This window comes from Kitasatospora sp. cg17-2 (assembly GCF_054031055.1).
In genome coordinates this window covers 9,649,009-9,667,211 of sequence record NZ_CM132923.1, presented here as the reverse complement: position 1 = coordinate 9,667,211, position 18,203 = coordinate 9,649,009, and the positions used below count along the sequence as shown (strand labels likewise).

The 18,203-nt window shown below is 73.0% G+C and carries 13 protein-coding genes and 1 pseudogene; 7 read left to right on the top strand and 7 right to left on the bottom strand.

Translation table 11 applies throughout. The features are described 5' to 3' along the window. Positions 1-231: 231 nt before the first annotated feature. The 4 genes and pseudogenes from ACW14Y_RS40490 to ACW14Y_RS40475 all read right to left on the bottom strand — a co-directional run bounded on the left by ACW14Y_RS40490 (position 232) and on the right by ACW14Y_RS40475 (position 5,141). Positions 232-771 carry an SMI1/KNR4 family protein gene (locus tag ACW14Y_RS40490; RefSeq protein WP_456988387.1) on the bottom strand — a complete coding sequence of 180 codons (540 nt, stop codon included), beginning with the start codon at positions 769-771 and terminating at the stop codon, positions 232-234. Between the two features lie 318 nt (positions 772-1,089). Then, positions 1,090-1,692 carry a DJ-1/PfpI family protein gene (locus ACW14Y_RS40485; protein WP_456985359.1) on the bottom strand — a complete coding sequence of 201 codons (603 nt, stop codon included), beginning with the start codon at positions 1,690-1,692 and terminating at the stop codon, positions 1,090-1,092. Between the two features lie 192 nt (positions 1,693-1,884). Beyond that, positions 1,885-2,154: pseudogene (locus ACW14Y_RS40480) on the bottom strand (SDR family NAD(P)-dependent oxidoreductase); the annotation flags it as partial. A gap of 176 nt (positions 2,155-2,330) precedes the next feature. Further along, positions 2,331-5,141 (bottom strand): tetratricopeptide repeat protein, encoded by a 2,811-nt coding sequence (locus ACW14Y_RS40475; protein WP_456985358.1) that lies wholly within the window; start codon positions 5,139-5,141, stop codon positions 2,331-2,333. Positions 5,142-5,885: 744 nt separating this feature from the next. Here ACW14Y_RS40475 and ACW14Y_RS40470 point away from each other — a divergent pair. Beyond that, positions 5,886-7,136, top strand: a complete 1,251-nt coding sequence (locus ACW14Y_RS40470) for a hypothetical protein (RefSeq protein ID WP_456985357.1) — start codon at positions 5,886-5,888, stop codon at positions 7,134-7,136. Positions 7,137-7,250: 114 nt separating this feature from the next. Here the strand turns inward: ACW14Y_RS40470 and ACW14Y_RS40465 are convergent, their stop codons facing one another. From ACW14Y_RS40465 to ACW14Y_RS40455, 3 genes are all read right to left on the bottom strand, one after another. Further along, positions 7,251-7,472: a hypothetical protein gene (locus ACW14Y_RS40465; RefSeq protein WP_380300134.1), complete on the bottom strand. Its 222-nt coding sequence runs from the start codon at positions 7,470-7,472 to the stop codon at positions 7,251-7,253. Positions 7,473-7,682: 210 nt separating this feature from the next. After that, positions 7,683-7,913, bottom strand: coding sequence for a hypothetical protein (locus ACW14Y_RS40460; RefSeq protein WP_456985356.1), 231 nt, complete (start codon positions 7,911-7,913; stop codon positions 7,683-7,685). A 241-nt stretch (positions 7,914-8,154) separates the two neighbouring features. Further along, positions 8,155-8,298 carry a hypothetical protein gene (locus ACW14Y_RS40455; RefSeq protein WP_456985355.1) on the bottom strand — a complete coding sequence of 48 codons (144 nt, stop codon included), beginning with the start codon at positions 8,296-8,298 and terminating at the stop codon, positions 8,155-8,157. Between the two features lie 258 nt (positions 8,299-8,556). Between ACW14Y_RS40455 and ACW14Y_RS40450 the strand changes: the two genes are divergently transcribed. The 6 genes from ACW14Y_RS40450 (at position 8,557) to ACW14Y_RS40425 (ending at position 18,174) form a co-directional block, all read left to right on the top strand. Further along, the gene (locus tag ACW14Y_RS40450) at positions 8,557-9,024 is read left to right on the top strand and encodes a hypothetical protein (RefSeq protein ID WP_380300177.1); all 468 of its coding nucleotides are present in this window, start codon (positions 8,557-8,559) and stop codon (positions 9,022-9,024) included. A 2-nt stretch (positions 9,025-9,026) separates the two neighbouring features. Beyond that, complete coding sequence (locus tag ACW14Y_RS40445) at positions 9,027-13,067, top strand: tetratricopeptide repeat protein (RefSeq protein ID WP_456985354.1); 4,041 nt, start codon at positions 9,027-9,029, stop codon at positions 13,065-13,067. 455 nt (positions 13,068-13,522) lie between these two features. Beyond that, positions 13,523-14,329: a uracil-DNA glycosylase family protein gene (locus ACW14Y_RS40440; RefSeq protein ID WP_456985353.1), complete on the top strand. Its 807-nt coding sequence runs from the start codon at positions 13,523-13,525 to the stop codon at positions 14,327-14,329. Between the two features lie 16 nt (positions 14,330-14,345). Next, positions 14,346-15,950: an amidohydrolase family protein gene (locus tag ACW14Y_RS40435; RefSeq protein WP_456985352.1), complete on the top strand. Its 1,605-nt coding sequence runs from the start codon at positions 14,346-14,348 to the stop codon at positions 15,948-15,950. Beyond that, the gene (locus tag ACW14Y_RS40430; RefSeq protein ID WP_456985351.1) at positions 15,947-17,578 is read left to right on the top strand and encodes a S41 family peptidase; all 1,632 of its coding nucleotides are present in this window, start codon (positions 15,947-15,949) and stop codon (positions 17,576-17,578) included. The genes ACW14Y_RS40435 and ACW14Y_RS40430 overlap by 4 nt, the downstream gene beginning before the upstream one ends. Before the next feature lie 293 nt (positions 17,579-17,871). Further along, the gene (locus ACW14Y_RS40425) at positions 17,872-18,174 is read left to right on the top strand and encodes a hypothetical protein (RefSeq protein ID WP_456985350.1); all 303 of its coding nucleotides are present in this window, start codon (positions 17,872-17,874) and stop codon (positions 18,172-18,174) included. Positions 18,175-18,203 lie beyond the last annotated feature (29 nt).

The following is an 18,203-nucleotide window of genomic DNA, read 5'->3' as shown; positions in this document are numbered from 1 at the left end:
TGAACAAACGCTGTCGAATCTCGGGCTCTGGCTCGCTTTCCGTGGAGCATGCACGCCGCGCGCCGGTTGTTGGGCGAGTGGGCCCTGGGGAAGCTGCCCGGAAGTGGCCCGTACCAGGTGCGGTGCAGCTGACAGTTCGGCCCGTGGACGAAATGGTTTACCGGCTGGAGGAGTTACTGCTCCCGTCGATCGCCGACGTGACGGTGCGGTCCGTCGCTGTGGGGAGCCGTCTCACGACCAGACAAGTCGACCTTCGGTGAACCGACAGACCGGTGAGCTTCCATCGACGATCCTCGTCAGCGTCTCCGCCACGGAGTCGAAATACTGGGCCATCGATTCGTACTCGCCCGTGACCGTGGGCCCACCCACGAACCAGTTGCCGACGCGCCCGTCCCGCACATCGACGAACTTTCCCGTCCAGCCGTCCTGGTCCGACAGGAACGGGATCCACTCATTCCGCCAGAACGGGGAGTCCGGCTGGTCCGGAGGGTCGAATCCGCAGGACGTGGAGCGGTTCGTGTGGAGCCTCGCCATCGCCCGGACGCCCAGAAAGAAGCTTCCCTCGTCGGGGAACCCGTCGAAGCCGCAACATGCCACTTCGTCGTCGACGTCTCCCTCTGGCAGATCCAGATTGTTCTGCAACAGCCACGTCCGCAGGTCCCCGTGCAGGGAGATCCCCATCCGTTCCTCGGCTGCCGCGAGCATCTGCTCCGTGGCGGGCCCCGGCAGATCTGCGTGATCGGCCGGTGCGTGCTCCCGAAGAAGAGTCATCACACGCGACCAACTCTCCGTCACACTCATCGCCCTTGCCCTCCGTCCTCTCTGCAGGGATGTCTCCGCCCGACCACGCCACTGTGGGTCGGGAACTATCGGCCGAAGAACCTTGCAGGGATGGTACTTCGAGCGCGTGTTCCCCCTCTCCCTATGATCATCTTCTCGCCCCGAAGTGCGGGTCGGCCCCTCGGTGGAGCGACCGCCCGCGATTTTTCACAGACAACCCACCGTGTCCGGCGGGCCCGGCCGATGAGCTTCCAGGACTCGAGCGAGGGCCACGGCGCGGCACCGGCAGCACGCGGTGGCCGCCGCCGGCTACACCGGCGGCTCGGGGTCGTACTGGATGCCGTGGCGCACCTGGCGGGCCCGCTCGACCGAGTGCAGCCGCGCCACGAGGTGCAGTGCCATGTCGATCCCGGCGGAGATGCCGGCCGAGGTGACGAGGTCGCCGTCGTCGACGAAGCGGGAGTCCCGGCGGACCTCGGCCGTGGGCTCCAGCTCGGCGAGCAGGTCGAGGGAGGTCCGGTGGGTGGTGACCGCGCGGCCGCGGAGCAGGCCCGCCTTGGCGAGTACCAGCGCCCCGGTGCAGACGCTGGTGGTCAGTGCCGCCTCCGCGGAGAGCTTGCGCACCCAGGCGAGGTGGTCCTCGTCCTCCATCAGCGGCCGGGTGCCCTGCCCGCCGGGGTGCAGGAAGACGTCGACGGGCGGCATCGCGTCCCGGGAGAAGTGCGGCAGGATGGTGAGGCCCTTCGCGCACTGCACCGGAGCGCCGTCCCGCGAGACGCAGTCGACGCGCCAGCCGTCCTCGGGGAACCTTCGCGTCCAGTAGGAGAGCACCTCCCACGGGCCGACGGCGTCCAGTTCCTCGACGTCCGGGAACAGCAGGATCGCGATCCTGCGGAGTGTTTCGTCGCTCATGGGCGCCATCAAAGCAGGGGCGCGGGAGTCACTGCCAGGGATTACGAGCGGGTGTCCGGCTGCGATGGCGGCAGCTTGTGGTTCGCCAACATCCATGTGATGGCTATTCTCTGATGATGAGACAGATCATTGATATTGGTATAGACCTGCACCTGGATTGTTCCCGTCCGGTCCAGCGACGACCGCCGTCACACCGTTCCGCAGCCCGGCCTTGTTGACCAGCCCGTGCACCGCGCCGAACTCCGCCACCGCGACGTCCACCACGTGCTGCCGCTCCTCCTCGGAGGTCACGTCGTGCCGTACGAACCGCGCCCGCTCGCCGAGCTCGGCGGCGGTGGCCTGGCCGTCGCCCTCCAGGAGGTCGGTGATCACCACGTTGGCGCCGGCGGCGACGGCCAGCCGCGCGGCCTCGGCACCGGCGCCGCCGGTGATGACGACGGTCTTGCCGGTCAGGTCGTTCATGACGTGCTCCCGGAGGAGGGTGAGGGCGGGGAGCATGGCGGCGGACGCCGCCACGAGATCGGCGGGGAAGGTCTCCTCGTCCGTCAGCGGCACGGCTCCGGTGAGCAGGAGCGTGATCCAGGGGCAGCCAGTCAAACTGGTGACATCCCTGCTGGTCGGCAGACAGCGCGGGGTCGCTACCGGCTCCTGCCCGCGTCGTCGTGTCCAGGTTGGGGCTGCGGTGGGGTAGCCACGGCCTGGAGGGCGCGGGACCGGAAGTCGGCGGCGGCCTTCGGTTGCCCCTCGGCGTCCAGCACCGCCGCGGCGAGCCCATACGCCTCCGCCAGGACAGGCCCGTACGTCGCCGGATCATCGGACAGGTACGGGCCGACCGCCCCGACCGCCTCAGCGGCGTCCCGCCACGCCCCCGCCAAGTCACCAGGGAGCAGAGCACGCCCCCGCCAGGCCAGCACAGTGGCCAAGCCCGCACGCGACACCACGGTGTCCGGGTGCGCAGGGCCGGAGACACGGTTTCGGTCCTCCACAACGGAACGCAACAGGTCGACGGCCTCGCCGGTGCGCCCCGCCCGCCAGTAGGAGGCGGCGAGGTTGCCACGGGCGGTCAGGGTACCGGGGTGGTCGTCGCCGAGGATCCGCTCGCGGTCGGCAAGCACCTGCTCCTCGATCGCGATCGCCTCGGCGGTGCGCCCCGCCTGCGCGTAGGAGGTGGCGAGGTTGCCACGGGCAGTCAGGGTGCTGGGGTGGCCGGGCCCGAGCAGCCGCTCGCGCTCGGCAAGGACCCGCTCCTCGAGCACGATCGCCTCCCCGGTGCGCCCCGCCTGCGCGTAGGAGGTGGCGAGGTTGCCACGGGCGGTCAGAGTGCTGGGGTGGCCGGGCCCGAGCAGCCGCTCGCGCTCGGCAAGGACCCGCTCCTCGATCGCGATCGCCTCGGCGGTGCGCCCCGCCTGCCAGTAGGAGGTGGCGAGGTTGCCACGGGCGGTCAGGGTGTCGGGGTGGTCCCCGCCGAGCAGCCGCTCGCGGTCGGCAAGGACCCGCTCCTCGAGCACGATCGCCTCCCCGGTGCGCCCCGCCCGCCCGTAGGAGGAAGCGAGGTTGCCACGGGCGGTCAGAGTACCGGGGTGGTTCGCGCCGAGGAGCCGTTCGGCGTCGGTTGTGAGGTGCTGCCAGTGGGTGACGGAGGTCCCGATCAGGCCGGCTGCGGTCAGGCTCTTGCCGGTCGCGAACAGGATCAGGTGGCCGTTGGTCTGCCAGAGGAGGTCGCCGGCCAGGGTGGCGAGGGTGTCGGTGTTGGCGCGCAGGACGGCGGTCAGGTCGGGTGCGGTGTGTTCGTGTTCGGGCCAGGTTTCGAGGAGGGCGTCGGCGTCGGCGCGGACGGTGGCGGGGGTGTCGTCGTCGGGGGTGGTTTCGCGGGCGGCGCGTGCGGTGAGGGCGTGGAGGCGTACCGCGCGGTGGGTGTCGTGGGTGTGGTGGGTGATCAGGGCGTAGTGGTGGAGCAGGCGCAGGGCGGCGCGGGCCTGTTCAGCGGTGACAGGGTCGTTTGCGGGGGTGCGGTGGGTGGTGAGGTAGTGGGTGACCGCGTTGGTGGTCCAGAGGGTGTCGGGGTGGCCGGCGGGGTCTAGGTGGGCGGCGAGGCGGATCGCGGGGGTGGCGAGGCCGACCGGTTTGCGGCGGTCGGCGGCGTCGAGGGTCAGGAGGAGGGAGGTGGTGACCTGGCGCCCGTAGTTGTCGGTGTCGGCGTCCGGAGGCAGCAGGTTCTCCAGGCGGGAGGTGCGGTCGGTGAACAGGCGGAGGTAGGCGGTGCAGTCGACCTCTTCGTTGATCATGTAGGCGGCGGCGTGGGCCAGGGCCAGCGGCAGTAGGCCCAGCGCCTCGACCAGGCCAGGGGCACCGTCGTCGAGGAGGTGGCCGGCGGCGGCTTCGGCGAGCCGTTCGCGCAGGTAGGCGAGGGCTTCAGTGGGGTTGTAGGTGCCTATGTCGACGACCGCGCGGCCGCCGCCGGTGACGAGGGCGTCGCGGCGGCGGGTGGTGGCCAGCACCCGTCCCCCACCGCTCGTTCCCGCCGGTGGGCGGGGCCACCACCGCTGGACGCCCTCGAGGTCGGTGAGGTCGTCCAGGACCACCAGCCACGAGCGGTCGGTGACGGCCAGCCACTTCAGGAACGCGGCCGCGTCCTGCTCCGCGTCCTGCCCTCCCAGCGCGCCCACCCCGACAGCCCTCGCGGCCTCGGCGTAGGCCGTGATGATCTGGGAGGTCTCGGCGGCGTTCACCCAGACCAGCACGTCCACGCCCTCGGCGTGGGCCTGGTCGGCGTACGCGGCGGCGAGCTGGGACTTGCCGACCCCGCCACCCCCGGACAGGACCTGGATGAGGACTACGATCGTGTTCCGCTCCCGGGCGCGGTCGATTCTTCCCCGCAGCTCCTCGCGGGGCTGGAACGCGGAGGCCAGCGGCGGCACCGCACCGACCCGCACCGGTCGCCGCACCGGCTCCGGCGGAGGAGCGGGGTGGTTGTTGACGGTGAGGTCGCGGCCGACCTGGAACTGGTCCCGGCCGACGGTGGTGTTCTCGATCCGGTTGTCGACCTCGGTGTGCTCGACGCGGCTCCCCGCGCCGACGGCGGAGTGCGAGACGTCCCGGCCCGCACCGACGGACCCCTCACCGGACGCCTGCACCCGGCCCCGGACCTCCCGCACAGCGCCGTCCCCGACAGCGTCATCACCGGCCGTCGCAACGGGGACACCACCGTCGGCGTCGCCCTCCCGCGCCCCGGTCCCCGATGCCCCCGCCCCTCCGGCCGCGGTAGCGGGCGGGCGTTCGCGCAGCAGGGTCCGGACCGTGAACGCCAGGCCCGCGAGGGCGAGGAGCGCGCCGACCACACTCGCCACCATGTCCGCCGTCTCCAGATCCACCCACAACGCCACCGCCACCAACCCGGCCCCCACCGCCGCACACACCCCGGCCACCGCCCACCACACCCACCGACGCATCCGCCCCCGACCCCCTTCGCCAACTCCCCAACGGCACAGCCCCCGTGGCCGGAAGTTTCCCACCACCCGACCCACCCAGAACGGCGAACGACCAACCGGATCCGCCTGCCACCGGGAGGACCGGGAACCGTTCGGCGACAGCAAATTCGATCGTGCGGCGGGCCGATCACTACCGGCCGAAGGCATCGAAAGGGGCACAAGCAAGCCGTGATCGCCCTCGCCCGGCGGCGGACCAACGTCTTGTGGGCCATGATCCGGAACAAGACCCTCTTCCGAGTGCTGGCGGCTTGGCAGGCCTGATTGCCTGCGTTCAGAGGTCTCGTACGTAGTTGCCAAGGCCAGATATCGAACGGTTCCAGGTCAGCTACCGTCGGCGAGTTCGATTGGCGTGGCGTCGGGACAGAGCCGTGCGGCGCCAGCCCGGAGCCCGAGGATTCCGGTGGACGGGCCGGCAATCAGCGGTGGGCTGCGGCTCCAGCGGCCCGCACGGGGCCGCTCGCGGGTCACAGGGGCCGAGGTCGTCCGCCACCCCGGCCGGCGCCGCCTTCGACAGCGGGTCGTCCGGCAGGGCCGGTTCGGGACCGGCGCCGACGCGGGGCGGGCACGGTGTTCGATAGTCTTCGGCGCGGAGTCGCGGCCGGTGGCGGCCGGCCCCGAAAGGCGGTAACTCCCCACTGCGGGGCCGTACTCCGCCGCAGTCCTCGCGCCGGGCCACCGGTGCGGATGCCGTGCCGGGAGGGGCCGATGGACGATCCGGAGCGCTGCGTCGAGGCGTTGTTCGACCCGGAGGCCGAGACCCCGGCCGACATCGCCCGGCTGTGGACGCCCGCGCTGCACCGCTCGGTGATGGAGCGGCTGCGAGCCGCTCCGGAGCCCGGCACCCGCGTTGTGCACGAGTACGTCTCCGCCGTCCACCGGACACCCGGGACGTACCGGTCCGGGCGTCGGCGGGAACTGCGCAACGACCGCGCGGTCCTGGAGGCCGTCGACCACTGGGTCCTGCGCGGTCCGGACGGCGTGGACGCGGAGCAGGCCGCGAGCATCCTCGAACACGGGATCGCCTCCGCCGTACGCCGCTACGAGCGGGAACGGGCGAGCACCTGGTACGCCCTGTGGCGCGGCCACCGCCGGGGGCGGCCGCTCCGCCGGCACCGCGGGTTCCACACCTTCATGGAGGGTGGCGTGGACGACTGCCCGGACTGCGTCCGCGCCATGGATCGGCTCGCCGACGGCGGTTTCGAGCGGGAGGCCGCCGAGGCGGTCGCCGCGGGCCGTCCGGCCGCCGAGTGGACGGAGCAGGCGGTTCGCCTGGTCGCCTGGGTCACCGCGCAACGCCACCCGCACTTCCGGTTGTTCACCGGGCGCGACACCGGCCACGTCTGGTACCTCGACCTGTTCGGCACCGGCGTGCTGGTCTTCGACGGCCGGTCCGTCAGCCCCGCGCCGATGCCCTTCACTCTCGAACCCGCCGACGACCGCGCGTTCGTCTCCGGTGCGACCCGCTGCGAGCAGCGGGCGGTGGCCTTCTCCGGGAAGCACAGCTACCGGGCGGCGCTGCGGTACGGACGCCAGGTACTGCTGGTGGCGGGTACTCACCACGCGTCCCGGGGCGGGGCGGAGATGGACTACTCGCTCTGGCTCTCACCGGGGACGGCCGAGGCCGCCGCCGGGCTGGTCGAGGACTTCACCGCTTCGCTGCCACGCTCCTACCGTCGTGTCCCGGCCTGGTCGGACGCGAAGCGCGGTTCCCTCATGCGCAGGTACAGCGGTGAGCCCGCGCTCGGGGTCTGGGGCCGCCACTGGGCAACGGGGATCCAGGGCGCCCGCCCCGAGCGCGAGTTCGCCGACGAGGCGGCGGCGATCGCCGCCCTGGAGGCGCAGGAACTGGACTGGCTCAGAGCCGGCAAGGTGCTTACCAACCTCTACCTGCGCATGCCCGCACCGTCGCGCGTCACCGGGGCGCCCGGCCCGCCGGGCGGCGGGAGCACGACGTGATCGGCCACCGGGCCGCACATCGTACCCGTACCACGTACCCGGCCGTACACCTTCGTGGACGGTCGCCCGGCCGGCGCCCTCGGACACCATCAGCGACGGCGTTGATCACCTCGATCACGAACTTCCGGACCTCGGACTCGGGCGTTCCTCCAGGGAGACGGTCACCATCTGCCGGCGGCCGTTCGGGAGAGCCACATAGATGTGGCAGTCCTGGCCCGAGTGGTCGTCGAGGATCGAGACCTCGGACAGCGGGTGCTCGACGGTGCGGCCGTCCACCGTCACGCCCAGTGCGTTTTCGTACAGCCGCAGGCTGTCCCCGAGCGAGGACTTCGACACGCCCCGGCCGGGCCAGATGTGTCCGGGCCCGGCCGACCCGGTCCTGATGGACCCGCTTCGCGGCCTCGACCTCGGCCCGGGCGGCATCGCGTTCGCGGCCCGCCGCGCGCTCCAGGCCACGGAGCCTTCCGCGGGCGGCGTCCAGGTCCTGCCGCTACTCGGTGCAGTCAGGGCTGAAGGCGTACCGCCAGCCACCGGGATAACGCAGCATCACCCGGACGCCGGTGCCGCCGAGCACCAGCACGCCTTGGCGAGGTGGACAGGGTCGAGGACGAGCAGGTCACCGGCCGGCATGGTGACGGCCTTCTCGAAGGCCGTGGCAAAGCTGCGGCCGTTCCTGGTGAGGGCGGCACTGGCGATGACCTCGAGATCGCCGGGGTGGGCGTCGACTCCGTACCACCAGTTGTGCCCGGTGTCCGCCCTCAGCCGATAGAGGCTCACACGACCGACCGGTGACCCGGGCGCTGGAGCCGCTGGCCCATCACCGGCCGGTACCGCTCTCTCGGGGCCTTGGTCCTGCTCCTCGTCGCCGTCGAGGCCGTAGGAGATCTGGACGTGCCAGCACTCCAGGGTGTCCCCGTCCTCCCAGGACCGGACGGGGTGGCCGTGCGTGCAGGTGAAGCGCAGCCTGGCCGGACCACCCGGCAACTCACCCATCGACCGTCGGGAGACTGATCCGGCATCAGGACCTCGACGGGACTTCGACCAGGTCGAGCGAGCCGTGCTCCAGTGGGTCGCGCAGTACAACAGCGAGCGGCTCCACTTCGCCCTCGACCACATGCCGCCCGACCAGTACGAACAGGCGTACCGGACGGGATTGGAGCAACACCCGCAGGCGACTCGATCACACGATCGGAGGCTCCACGAATGTTGGGGCGACTCGACCGGGACAGGTGAGGCACTGCAACGAACGTGTCACAAGCGCTCCGACCGGACGAGTCCAGTCTCCCGGTTCGGCAATCCTGATCTGGCTCCGATTCACAGGCTGCGCCGCACGGGGGCGGCCGCTGGAGGGGCGACCGGCTTCGCCACCGCCCTCCGCCGACCGCCGGGCCCGGCATTTCGAACGTTCGAGAGGATCTTCGTGACACAGCAAGAGATCTTGACCCTGGCGATGTCAGGTGCGACGACGATCGTGGCGGCGATGGCCACGGACGCCTGGGAGACCGTGCGCGACCACGTGTCGGCGTTCCTCCACCGTCGCGGCCCCGAGCCGCGCGCCGCCATCGTGGCACGCCTGGAGAGCAGCGCGATGCAGGTCGCCCGAGGCCAGGACGCCGACCGGGCCCGCGAAATGGTGCGCGGGCAGTGGCAGTTGGAGCTGGAGAACTTCCTGAGCGCGCATCCCGAGGCGGTCGAGGAACTGCGGGCGCAGCTGGACACGATGCGGGCGGCGTTGCCGATGGCCCAGCAGCAGTGGGTGCAGAACGTCACCGCCAACGACCACGCCACCGTCCACGTGTTGCAGAACAGCACCCAGCACAACCACTACATGGACTCCTCCGCCCCCAGGATCCATACCGGCACGGGCCGTGAGGAGAGGACGGGCTGACCGTGAGCACGCCTGCGGGCCCCGGCGAGGGTGCGGTGCACACGCAGAACATCACGGCCACCGGCAGCGGCCGGGTGTACGCCGTGCAGAACGGGGACCAGTACAACTACATCTACCGCGGCACCCCGCCGTACCGGGTGGAGCCCTTCCCGCTCGACGCGCCAGCCGCCCTGCCACCCGGGCTGGCACGTGTGCCCAGCCGACTGCTGACGGCCCGTCACCAGGTGGTGCCCTTCCTGCCCCGACCGGAGTCGGCGCTGCTGGAGTCCTGGCGGGACGAGGCAGTACCGGGGCTGTCGGTGCGGCTGCTGCACGCCGAGGGCGGGTCCGGCAAGACGCGGCTGGCCGCCGAGTTCGCCGTCCGCTCGGCCGGGGCGGGTTGGGCGGTCGCGCTGGCCCGGCACCGCAGCGAGGTCGCCTCGGCCGGGGGCGGGGACCAGTCCCTGGCGGTGCACACCCCAGGGCTGGTCATGGTGGTGGACTACGCCGAGCGCTGGCCGCTGGAGGACCTGATCACCCTGCTGCGACAGCACCGGGACGCGGCCCGTGACCGGCTGCGCATCCTGCTGCTGGCCCGCCAGGCCGGCAGCTGGTGGCAGGGCCTGGCCCACCAGCTCGCCAAGCTCGACGTCCTCGACACCGGGATGCTGCGGCTCGAAGGGCTTCCCGACGCCCCCGGCGCCCGTAGCGCCATGTACACCGCGGCCCGCGACCGGTTCGCCGAGGTCTTCGCCCACCCCGACCCCGCCGGGCTGGGCGTGCCCGGCGACCTGGGTGACTCGGCGTTCGCCCTGCCCCTCACCGTCCACATGCGGGCTCTGGTCGACGTGGACGCCGCGAGCCGCGGTTGTACGCCCCCCACGGGGAGCGGGCAGGCGAGCCTCTCCTCCTACCTGCTGGACCGCGAGCAGGACCACTGGCGTTCCTTCCACGACGAGGGCCACGGCCCCCTGCGCAGCAACCCGCACGCCATGGGTCGGGCGGTGTACGTGGCCACCCTCGCGGGCTCGCTGCCCCCCGCCGCCGCCGCGGCCGCCCTGGTACGAGCGGGGGCCGCCGACAGTACGGCTGTCGGCGCGGAGCTCGCCGAGGACCACTCCCGGTGCTACCCGCCTGCCGATCAGGCCCTGCTGCTGGACCCACTCGCGCCCGACCGCCTCGGGGAGGACTATCTGGCGCTCACCCTGCCCGGCCACGAGGAGGAGTTCGGCTACCACGCCACCGACCCCTGGTCCGGCACCGCGCCCGCCGCGCTGCTGGTACCCGACCGCTGGGGAGGCGAACCCGCGGGCTACACCCGCCAGGCGCTGACGGTCCTGATCGAAGCGGCCCACCGCTGGCCCCACCTGACCTACCGTCACCTCGACCCGATCCTGAGCAGCCAACCCCACCTCGCCCTGGCCGCGGGCAGCGCCGCCCTGACCCGCCTGGCCGCCCTGGAGAACCTCGACCTCGACGTCCTGGAAGCCCTCGAGTACGAGTTCCCCGAGGGTCGCCACACCGACCTCGACGTCGGCATCGCCGCCGTCGCCACCCGCCTGGCGCACCACCGCCTCGCCACCACCCGCTCCCCGGCTGCGCGGGCCCGCATCCACAACGGACTCGCGGTCCGCCAGAGCCAGGCCGGCCTGTACGACGACGCCCTTGCCAGCGGCCGGGAGGCAGTGCGGATCTGGCGAGAGCTCACCCCGACGCGTCCGGAGCACGACTCCGACCTGGCCCTGGCCCTGACCAACCTCGGTAGCCGACTGCAGGCGGTGGGACATCGGGACGAGGCCCTGGCCGCCGCCGAGGAGGGCACGGCCATCTGGCGGCGGCTCGCGGCCGACGCCCCGGACACCCACGCGACGAAACTCGCCTGGGCGCTGTCCGCGCTCGGTAGCCGACTGCAGGCGGTGGGGCACTGGGAAGAAGCCCTGGCCGTCGCCGAGGAGGGCGTGACCATCCAGCAGCAACTCGCGGCCGACGACCCGGAGACCCACGATTCCGGCCTCGCGGACTCGCTGCACAATCTCGCCAACCGGCTGGTGACGGCGGGGCGCTTGGACGACGCCCTGGCCGCGCGGGAAAGGACCCTGGCGGTCCACCGTCGGCTGGTGACCACCAACCCGGCCGCCCACGAGCCGGAGCTCGCCCTCGTCCTGACCGGCCTCGGTGCCGATCTGTCGAAGCTGGGACGGCGGAAGGAGGCACTGGGCGTCACCGAGGAGGCGGTCGGCATCTACCGCCGACTGGCGGAGAGCAACCCCGCTGCCCACGAACCGGACCTCGCCCGCACGTTGTCGAACGTCTGTGTGCTGCTGGCGACGGCGGGCCGGTTGGAGGACGCCCCGGTTCCCGCCGGAGAGGCCGTCGACCTCTACCGCCGACTGGCCGAGGACAGCCCGGCCGCCCACGAACCGAACCTCGCCCGCGCACTCTCCAACTTCGGGGCCCGGCTGTCGGTGATGGGGCGAACCGAGGAGGCCCTCGTTCCGGCCCGGGAGGCGGTCGACCTCTACCGCCAGCTGACAACGGCTCATCCCGCCGTCTACGAACCGGAGTTGGCTGCTGCGCTGAATACCCTCGGCGTCAACCTCTCCCGCGCGGGACAGCACGAGGAAGCTGTAGCCCTCACCACGGAGGCGGTGGAGATCCGACGCCGGTTGGCGGCCGACAACGCCCTCGCCCACGAAGCCGACCTTTCCAGCTCCCTGGCCAACCTCGGCGCCTGGCTGTCGGAAGCGGGACGTGGCCCGGAGGCCGTCCCCGTCGCCCGGGAGGCAGTGGAGATCCGCCGGCGGTTGGCCGAAGGCAACCGGGCCGCCCACGAAGCCGACCTCGCCCACGCGTTGTCCAACCTCGGAGGCCTGTTGTCGGACACCGGACAGCGGCAGCAATCGCTCGCTCCGACCCTGGAAGCGCTGGAGATCCGGCGGCGGCTGACGGCCCACGACCCGGCGGCCCACGAAGCCGACCTGGCCCACTCCCTGTCCAACCGCGGAGCGGACCTGTTCGCGACCTGGCAGTGGGACGAGGCACTGCCCGTCGTCGAGGAAGCCCTGGAGATCCGGCGCCGACTGGCGGCCGGCAACCCGGCCGCCCACGCACCGGACCTCGCCAGTTCCCTGGCCAACCTCGGCACCCTGCTGCCGTTCCTGCGCCGACCGGACGACGCCGTCGCCGCCTCCCTGGAAGCGGTGGGCATCCGGCGACAACTGACCGAGGACAACCCTTCGGCCCACCTGCCCGATCTCGCGAAGTCACTGTCCGACCTCGGCTCCCTGCTGGCGGACACGGAACGCTGGGAGGAGGCCGTCACCGCCACCGAGGAGGCGGTGACGGCCTACCGCCGTTTGGCCGCGGACAACCCGGCCACCCACCGTCCCCGCCTCGCCCGTTCCCTGACCGACCTCGGGAAGCAGCTGGCAGGAACGGGACGCCGGGCCGAGTCCTTCGCCGCCACCGGAGCGGCGGTCGAGCTCTACCGCCAGTTGGCGGCGGAGGAACCGGCCGCCCACACACTGGCCCTCGCCCGAACCCTGTCCCACCTCGTCGCGGGCCTGCGGGAGGCGGGACAGGACCAGGAGGCCCTGCCCGTCGCCCTGGAGGCGGTGAGGATCCGACAGCAGCTGGCAGCCGACGACCCGAACGCCCACGGTCCCGACCTCGCCCAGGCGTTGAAGGATTTCGCGGGGGCGCTGACCCTGACGCGGCACTGGGCGAAAGCCATCACTGTCACCAGGGAACTGGTGAAGGTCCGGCGCTGGCTGACGGCCCAGAACCCGGACGCCTACGAATCCGGCCTCTCCGAAGCGCTCACCGCGTCGGCACTGCTCCGGCTGCTGACGGGGGACGACCTGCCCGAGGCACTACGGGCAACCACGGAGGCCTTGGAGATCCACCGCAGGCTCGCGGCAGCCGCCCCCGAACGGTTCCACGCCCCGCTCTGCGACATCCTGCGCCTGCAGGAGAACCTCCTGCAGGCGCTGGGAAAGCAGGACGAGGCCGCCGCCGTCCACTCATGGCTCGCCGTCAACGCGTCCGATCCGGAACCCCAGTGACCGAAGCACTTCGGCCGCCGGACGCCTGACATGCCGTCACCGGCCGATCTCCCCCGCGCCGGTGGGAGATCATGGCGCGACGCACGCACGGGTCGGACAGAGACGAGGGGCGGTACGGAGGTAGCGTTCGGGTGGAAGCTGCACGGGAGGTCCGCCCCACACCGCTTCCGCCACCCCGGTCCGGACGGCCAGGACGGACGGCGATGTCCGCACACGGGAGGAGCCGCCGTGGGAGCGCACAGGAGACCCCAGGACCCGGCCGGCGTCGGGGAGCCCCGCAAGCCGACGAAGGCCTGAGCGCACGGCCCCGGCGCCCCGGTGCGGCGGCGGCGACGGTTTGCGGGGGGCGGGGCGGTGTGGTGCATTGGGAGGTGGACCGAAACGGCCGTACCCCGCGTGGGGGCGAGGAGCGGGCACGGTCCGTGAGGTCCGCCGGTGAGTGAGGTGGTGACCCGATGGCCGAGTTCGACCGGGGGCCGACCGACGCGTTCGCGGAGCTGTTCGCGCGGGTGCCCGATCCGCCCGATCCACCCGATCCGCCCGATGGCGATCCGCCCGGCGAAGAGGCGTTCTGGTCCGACTGGGGGCCCGTGTTCTACCGGGGGCGGCTGGACGGGTCGGCACGGGTGCTGGTCGTCGCCTCCGATCCCGGGCCGACCGAGCGGATCGCCGGGCGGACCCTGGTCGGCAACGCCGGGCAGCGAGTGCAGGGGTTCCTCGCGAGGCTGGGCCTGACCCGGTCCTACGTCTGCCTCAACGCGTGGGCGTACGCCGTCCGCCCGTCGTTCGCCGGGGAGATGAAGCCGCGGCTCGCCGACCCCGCGCAGGCGCAGTGGCGCAACGAGCTCTACGGCGCGGTGGCCGGTCCCGCGCTGGAGGCCGTCGTCGCGATGGGGGGCGTGGCCCAGGAGGCGGTGCGGCTGTGGACCGGCAGACCCGCCGGGTCCGTGCTCGTGCAGGTCCCGCACCCGTCGAGCCACACCGAGTCGACGCTGCTGGACGGGTGGCGGGCGGCGATCGACACGCTGCGCCCGATCGTCACGCCGGACGAGGACGGGGACAACACCGGACCCAACTACGGGACCGTGTTCGAGGCGGGCGACTACCGGCCGGTGCCGGCCCGCGACCTGCCGTTCGGCGTCCCGGCGTTCCTGGGGGACGATGCCTGGGTGCGGGCCCTCGGGGGCGCGGAGCAGAACTCCGTCCGCCGTCCGGTCCCGGACGACCTGCACACCCTGATCTGGAAGGCGCCGGACCGATGACGAAGGCCCCGTCCTGATGGCGCTCGTCCTGCGCGGCACCGTCGTCACCTTCGACGCCGAGCACCGGATCCTGGACCCCGGCGCGGTGTACGCCGGTGACGACGGCCGCATCGCAGCGGTGCAGCCGGCCGGCCAGGCGCCGCCCGCCGGGTTCGCCGACGCCCCGGTGATCGACCTCACCGCCGCCGGCGCGCTGATCCTGCCCGGCCTGGTCGACCTGCACGGCCACCTCCAGTACAACTCCCTCCCGTTGTGGGAGGCGGTCGGCGTCCCGTACCTGCACCACGACCGCTGGGTGGACGAGAAGCACCCGCCGGACTACGCGACGACGGTGACCTGGCCCGCCAAGGTGCTCGGCACCGCCGCCCCGCAGGCGCTGCTCACCTACATCGGCGTCAAGGCGCTGGTCGGCGGTTCCACCTCCATCCAGGGCGCGCCGCGCTCCACCCGCGCGATCGACGGCGGGCCGGTGCGGATCGTCGACGTCGAGAAGCTGCCGGCGGGCCGCGACGTGGTGCTGACCGCCGCGCTCCAGCAGGACGCCGAGGTGCTGCGCGACGAGACGGCGGCCCGGCTCGACGGCAGCCGGGTGCTGATCTACCACGTCGCGGAGGGGCGGCGCGCCGCGGTGCCGCCCCCGCCGAAGCCTGCGCCGCTGGTCCACCGCGAGTTCGCCGACCTCGCGCCCTGCTTCAGGCCGGGGCTGATCTGCGTGCACGGCACCGCGCTCACCTCCGCCGAGTTCGCGGCCTGGCAGCAGGCCGTGGCGGGCGTCGACGCCGCCGAGCGCGGCACCGTGGTGTGGTCGCCGTTCTCCAACCACTGGCTCTACCACGAAACGACGGACGTGGTCGCGGCGGCGGAGCAGGGCTTGCGGATCGCGCTCGGCTCCGACTGGTCGCCGTCGGGGACCAAACACGTGCTCGGCGAGCTCAAGGTGGCCGACGGCATCAACCGGCACGAACTCGGCGGCCACTTCGACGACCGGGCCCTGTGCGACATGGTCACCGCGAACCCCGGCGACGCGCTGGCGACCGCCTGGGGTCCGCAGGTGGGGCGCCTGGCGGCGGGCAGCGCCGCCGACCTGCTGGTGCTCGAACGCCACGAACCCGCGCAGGACGAGTACCGCAACCTGATCGACGCGACCGAGCGCCGGGTGCTCCTGGTCGTCTCCCGGGGCGTGCCGCGCTACGGGACCGCGGCCCTGATGACGGCCGCCGGGGCCCGGGGCACCAACGCGATCGAACCGGCGGAGGGCATCCGGCGCAGGGTCGCGGTGCGGGCCCCGGACGCGCCGGACACCGTCCTGGACTGGCCCGCCGCCGAGCGGGCGCTGGAGAAGGTCCGCCAGGACCCGCGGGCCGCCTGGCGCGACGCCCAGGACGCGCTCGCCGCCTGGGGCGGCCCGCTCGACGATCCCGACGCACCGCTCGTCCTGTTCGGCGACATGCCCGAGGGCGAGGCCGGGTCCGTCGCCGGCACCGACGACGTCCCGGCCGGGCTGGTCGTTCCCGGGACGGACGCGCTGACCCACGACGACGCCTTCTTCGCCGCCGTGGAACGCAGCGGGATCCCCGCGCTGACCAGGCTGGCGGAGTACTACCGGCCGGGCCCGCCGTGAGCCCGCGTCCGACCAGGCCGGCCCGGACGCTGCCGGACACCGTCGGGCTCGACGCGTTCATGGCCCGGGTCGGGGCCGACCCGCTGCCGCTCGCCGACCGCCACCGGCTGGTGACCGCCGCCCGCGTCCTCGTCGAGGAGCTGTACGTCCACCTGCCGCTCAAGCGCGCGCGGTACGCCACCGACCCGGTCCAGCGGCTGCGCCTGCTGGAGCGGCGGGTGCCCGCGCTCAGCGAGCTGCAGTTCCACGCCGAGCTCGCCGCCGTCTTCCGGGACCTGCGCGATCTGCACACCGTCTACCAACTGCCCGCCCCGTACCGGGGGCAGGTGGCCGTGCTCGGCTTCCTGGTCGAGCGCTACCAGGACGAGGACGGGACGCCGCACCACCTCGTCTCCCGGATCGACGACACGCTGCGGCACGGGGACTTCGACGCCGGTGTGGAGCTGGAGCTGTGGAACGGGGTCCCGGTGGAGCGCGCCGTCGAACGCGGCACGGCCGCGCAGGCGGGCAGCAGCCCCGACGCGCGGCTGGCGCGCGGGCTGGAGTCGCTGACGCTGCGCCCGCTGCGGACCGCGCCGCCGCCCGACGAACGCTGGGTCCTGCTGACGTACCGCACGCCCGACGGCCGGCTCCGTGAGACCCGCATCCCGTGGCGGGTGCGGGCCGCCGAGCGGTACCGGGGCCGGGACCAGGATCCGGTGCCCACGCTCGGGACCCGTCTCGGCATCGACGCCGGCAACGAGGCCACCCGCCAGGCCAAGCGCGCGCTGTTCGCGCCGGGGCCGGCCCGGACCTCGGTGGCGCGGGCCCCGCGCGACGTGCTCGCGTACTCGGCGGCCAGGGCGCGGCCGTACGGGTACCTGCGGATCTACTCCTTCAACGTCGCGAGCGCGCGGCGGTTCGCCGAGCAGGTGGCGGCGATCGCGGCCCGGGCGCCGGCGGCCGGGCTGATCGTGGACGTCCGCGGCAACCCGGGCGGCAACATCCTGGCCGCCGAGGCCGCGCTGCGGGTGCTGAGCAGGGACCCCGTGGAGCCGGTCCGGTTCTCGCTGCCGACGACCCGGGCGGCGCTCGCCCTTGTCCGCGCCGATCCGGCCCTCCGCCGGTGGACGGGGTCGATCCGCGACGCCGTGGAGAGCGGCGAGCAGTACTCGCAGGCCTTCCCGCTCTCCGACCCGGACGCGGTCGCCGAGGGGCTGCCTCGCTACGCGGGGCCGAAGGTGCTGATCGTCGACGCCCTGACCTATTCGGCCGCCGACATCTTCGCGGCCGGCTTCGCGGACAACGGGCCCGCGGGCGACGGGCCGGTGGCGGGCGGGCCCACGGGCGACGGGCCGGGCGGCGGGCTCGGCCCGGTGCTCGGGACCGCCGCGACCACCGGCGCCGGGGGCGCCAACGTGTGGACGTACGAGCTGCTGAGGGTGTGGCTGCCCGAACTGCTGGACGAGCTGCCGCGCGGGGCCGGGTTCCGCGTCGCCCTGCGCCGCGCGACCCGGGCCGGGGCGCGCACCGGCGTCCCGCTGGAGGACTTCGGCGTGGCGGCGGACCCGCTGCACCGGCTGACCAGGCGCGACGTCCTGGGCCACAACCGGGACCTGCTGGGGGCGGCGGCCGCGCTGCTGCCCTGACCGCGCGGGCGGCCCGGGTGCCGTCCGGGGAAGCGCAGTTGCGGAGGGAGAAGCCCGGCGAGGCCCGGGGCCGATGGCTAATCTTGACATGCTCAGCACCGGAGAACATCTCGAACCGGCCCCGGACCCGCCCGGGAACCGGGGCCGACGGGCGAACCGGAACAGGACGGCACGACTCGGACCACCGCGATCACCGACACGGGATCGGGGCCACCGCAAGGCACAGGAGATGACCTTGATCGTTCGCAGGAAACTCTCGGCCGTAGCCCTCACCGGTGGCATCCTGGTACGGCGTGGCGATCGCCACGCCGGCCAGCGCCATCGGCCCCACCGCGTGCCCCACCCAGAACAGCAGCTACCCCATGAGCCACGGCCTGGAAGTCTGGACCTCGCACGGCAACTACTGCTACGCGGGCACCCCCGGCACGTGGAGCGTCAACCAGAGCGGGGTCTACCGGATCACGGCCGACTGGAACCACGGGGCCTTCGACACCAGCGTCGGCAACCTCGACATCGGGCCGACCGGTACCCGGTCCAACGCGGTCGGCTTCAGCACCTCGGTCACCGTGTACAGCGTGACGATCCTCAACGGCTAGAGCGGGCCCCGGTGATGGCCTGAGGACGG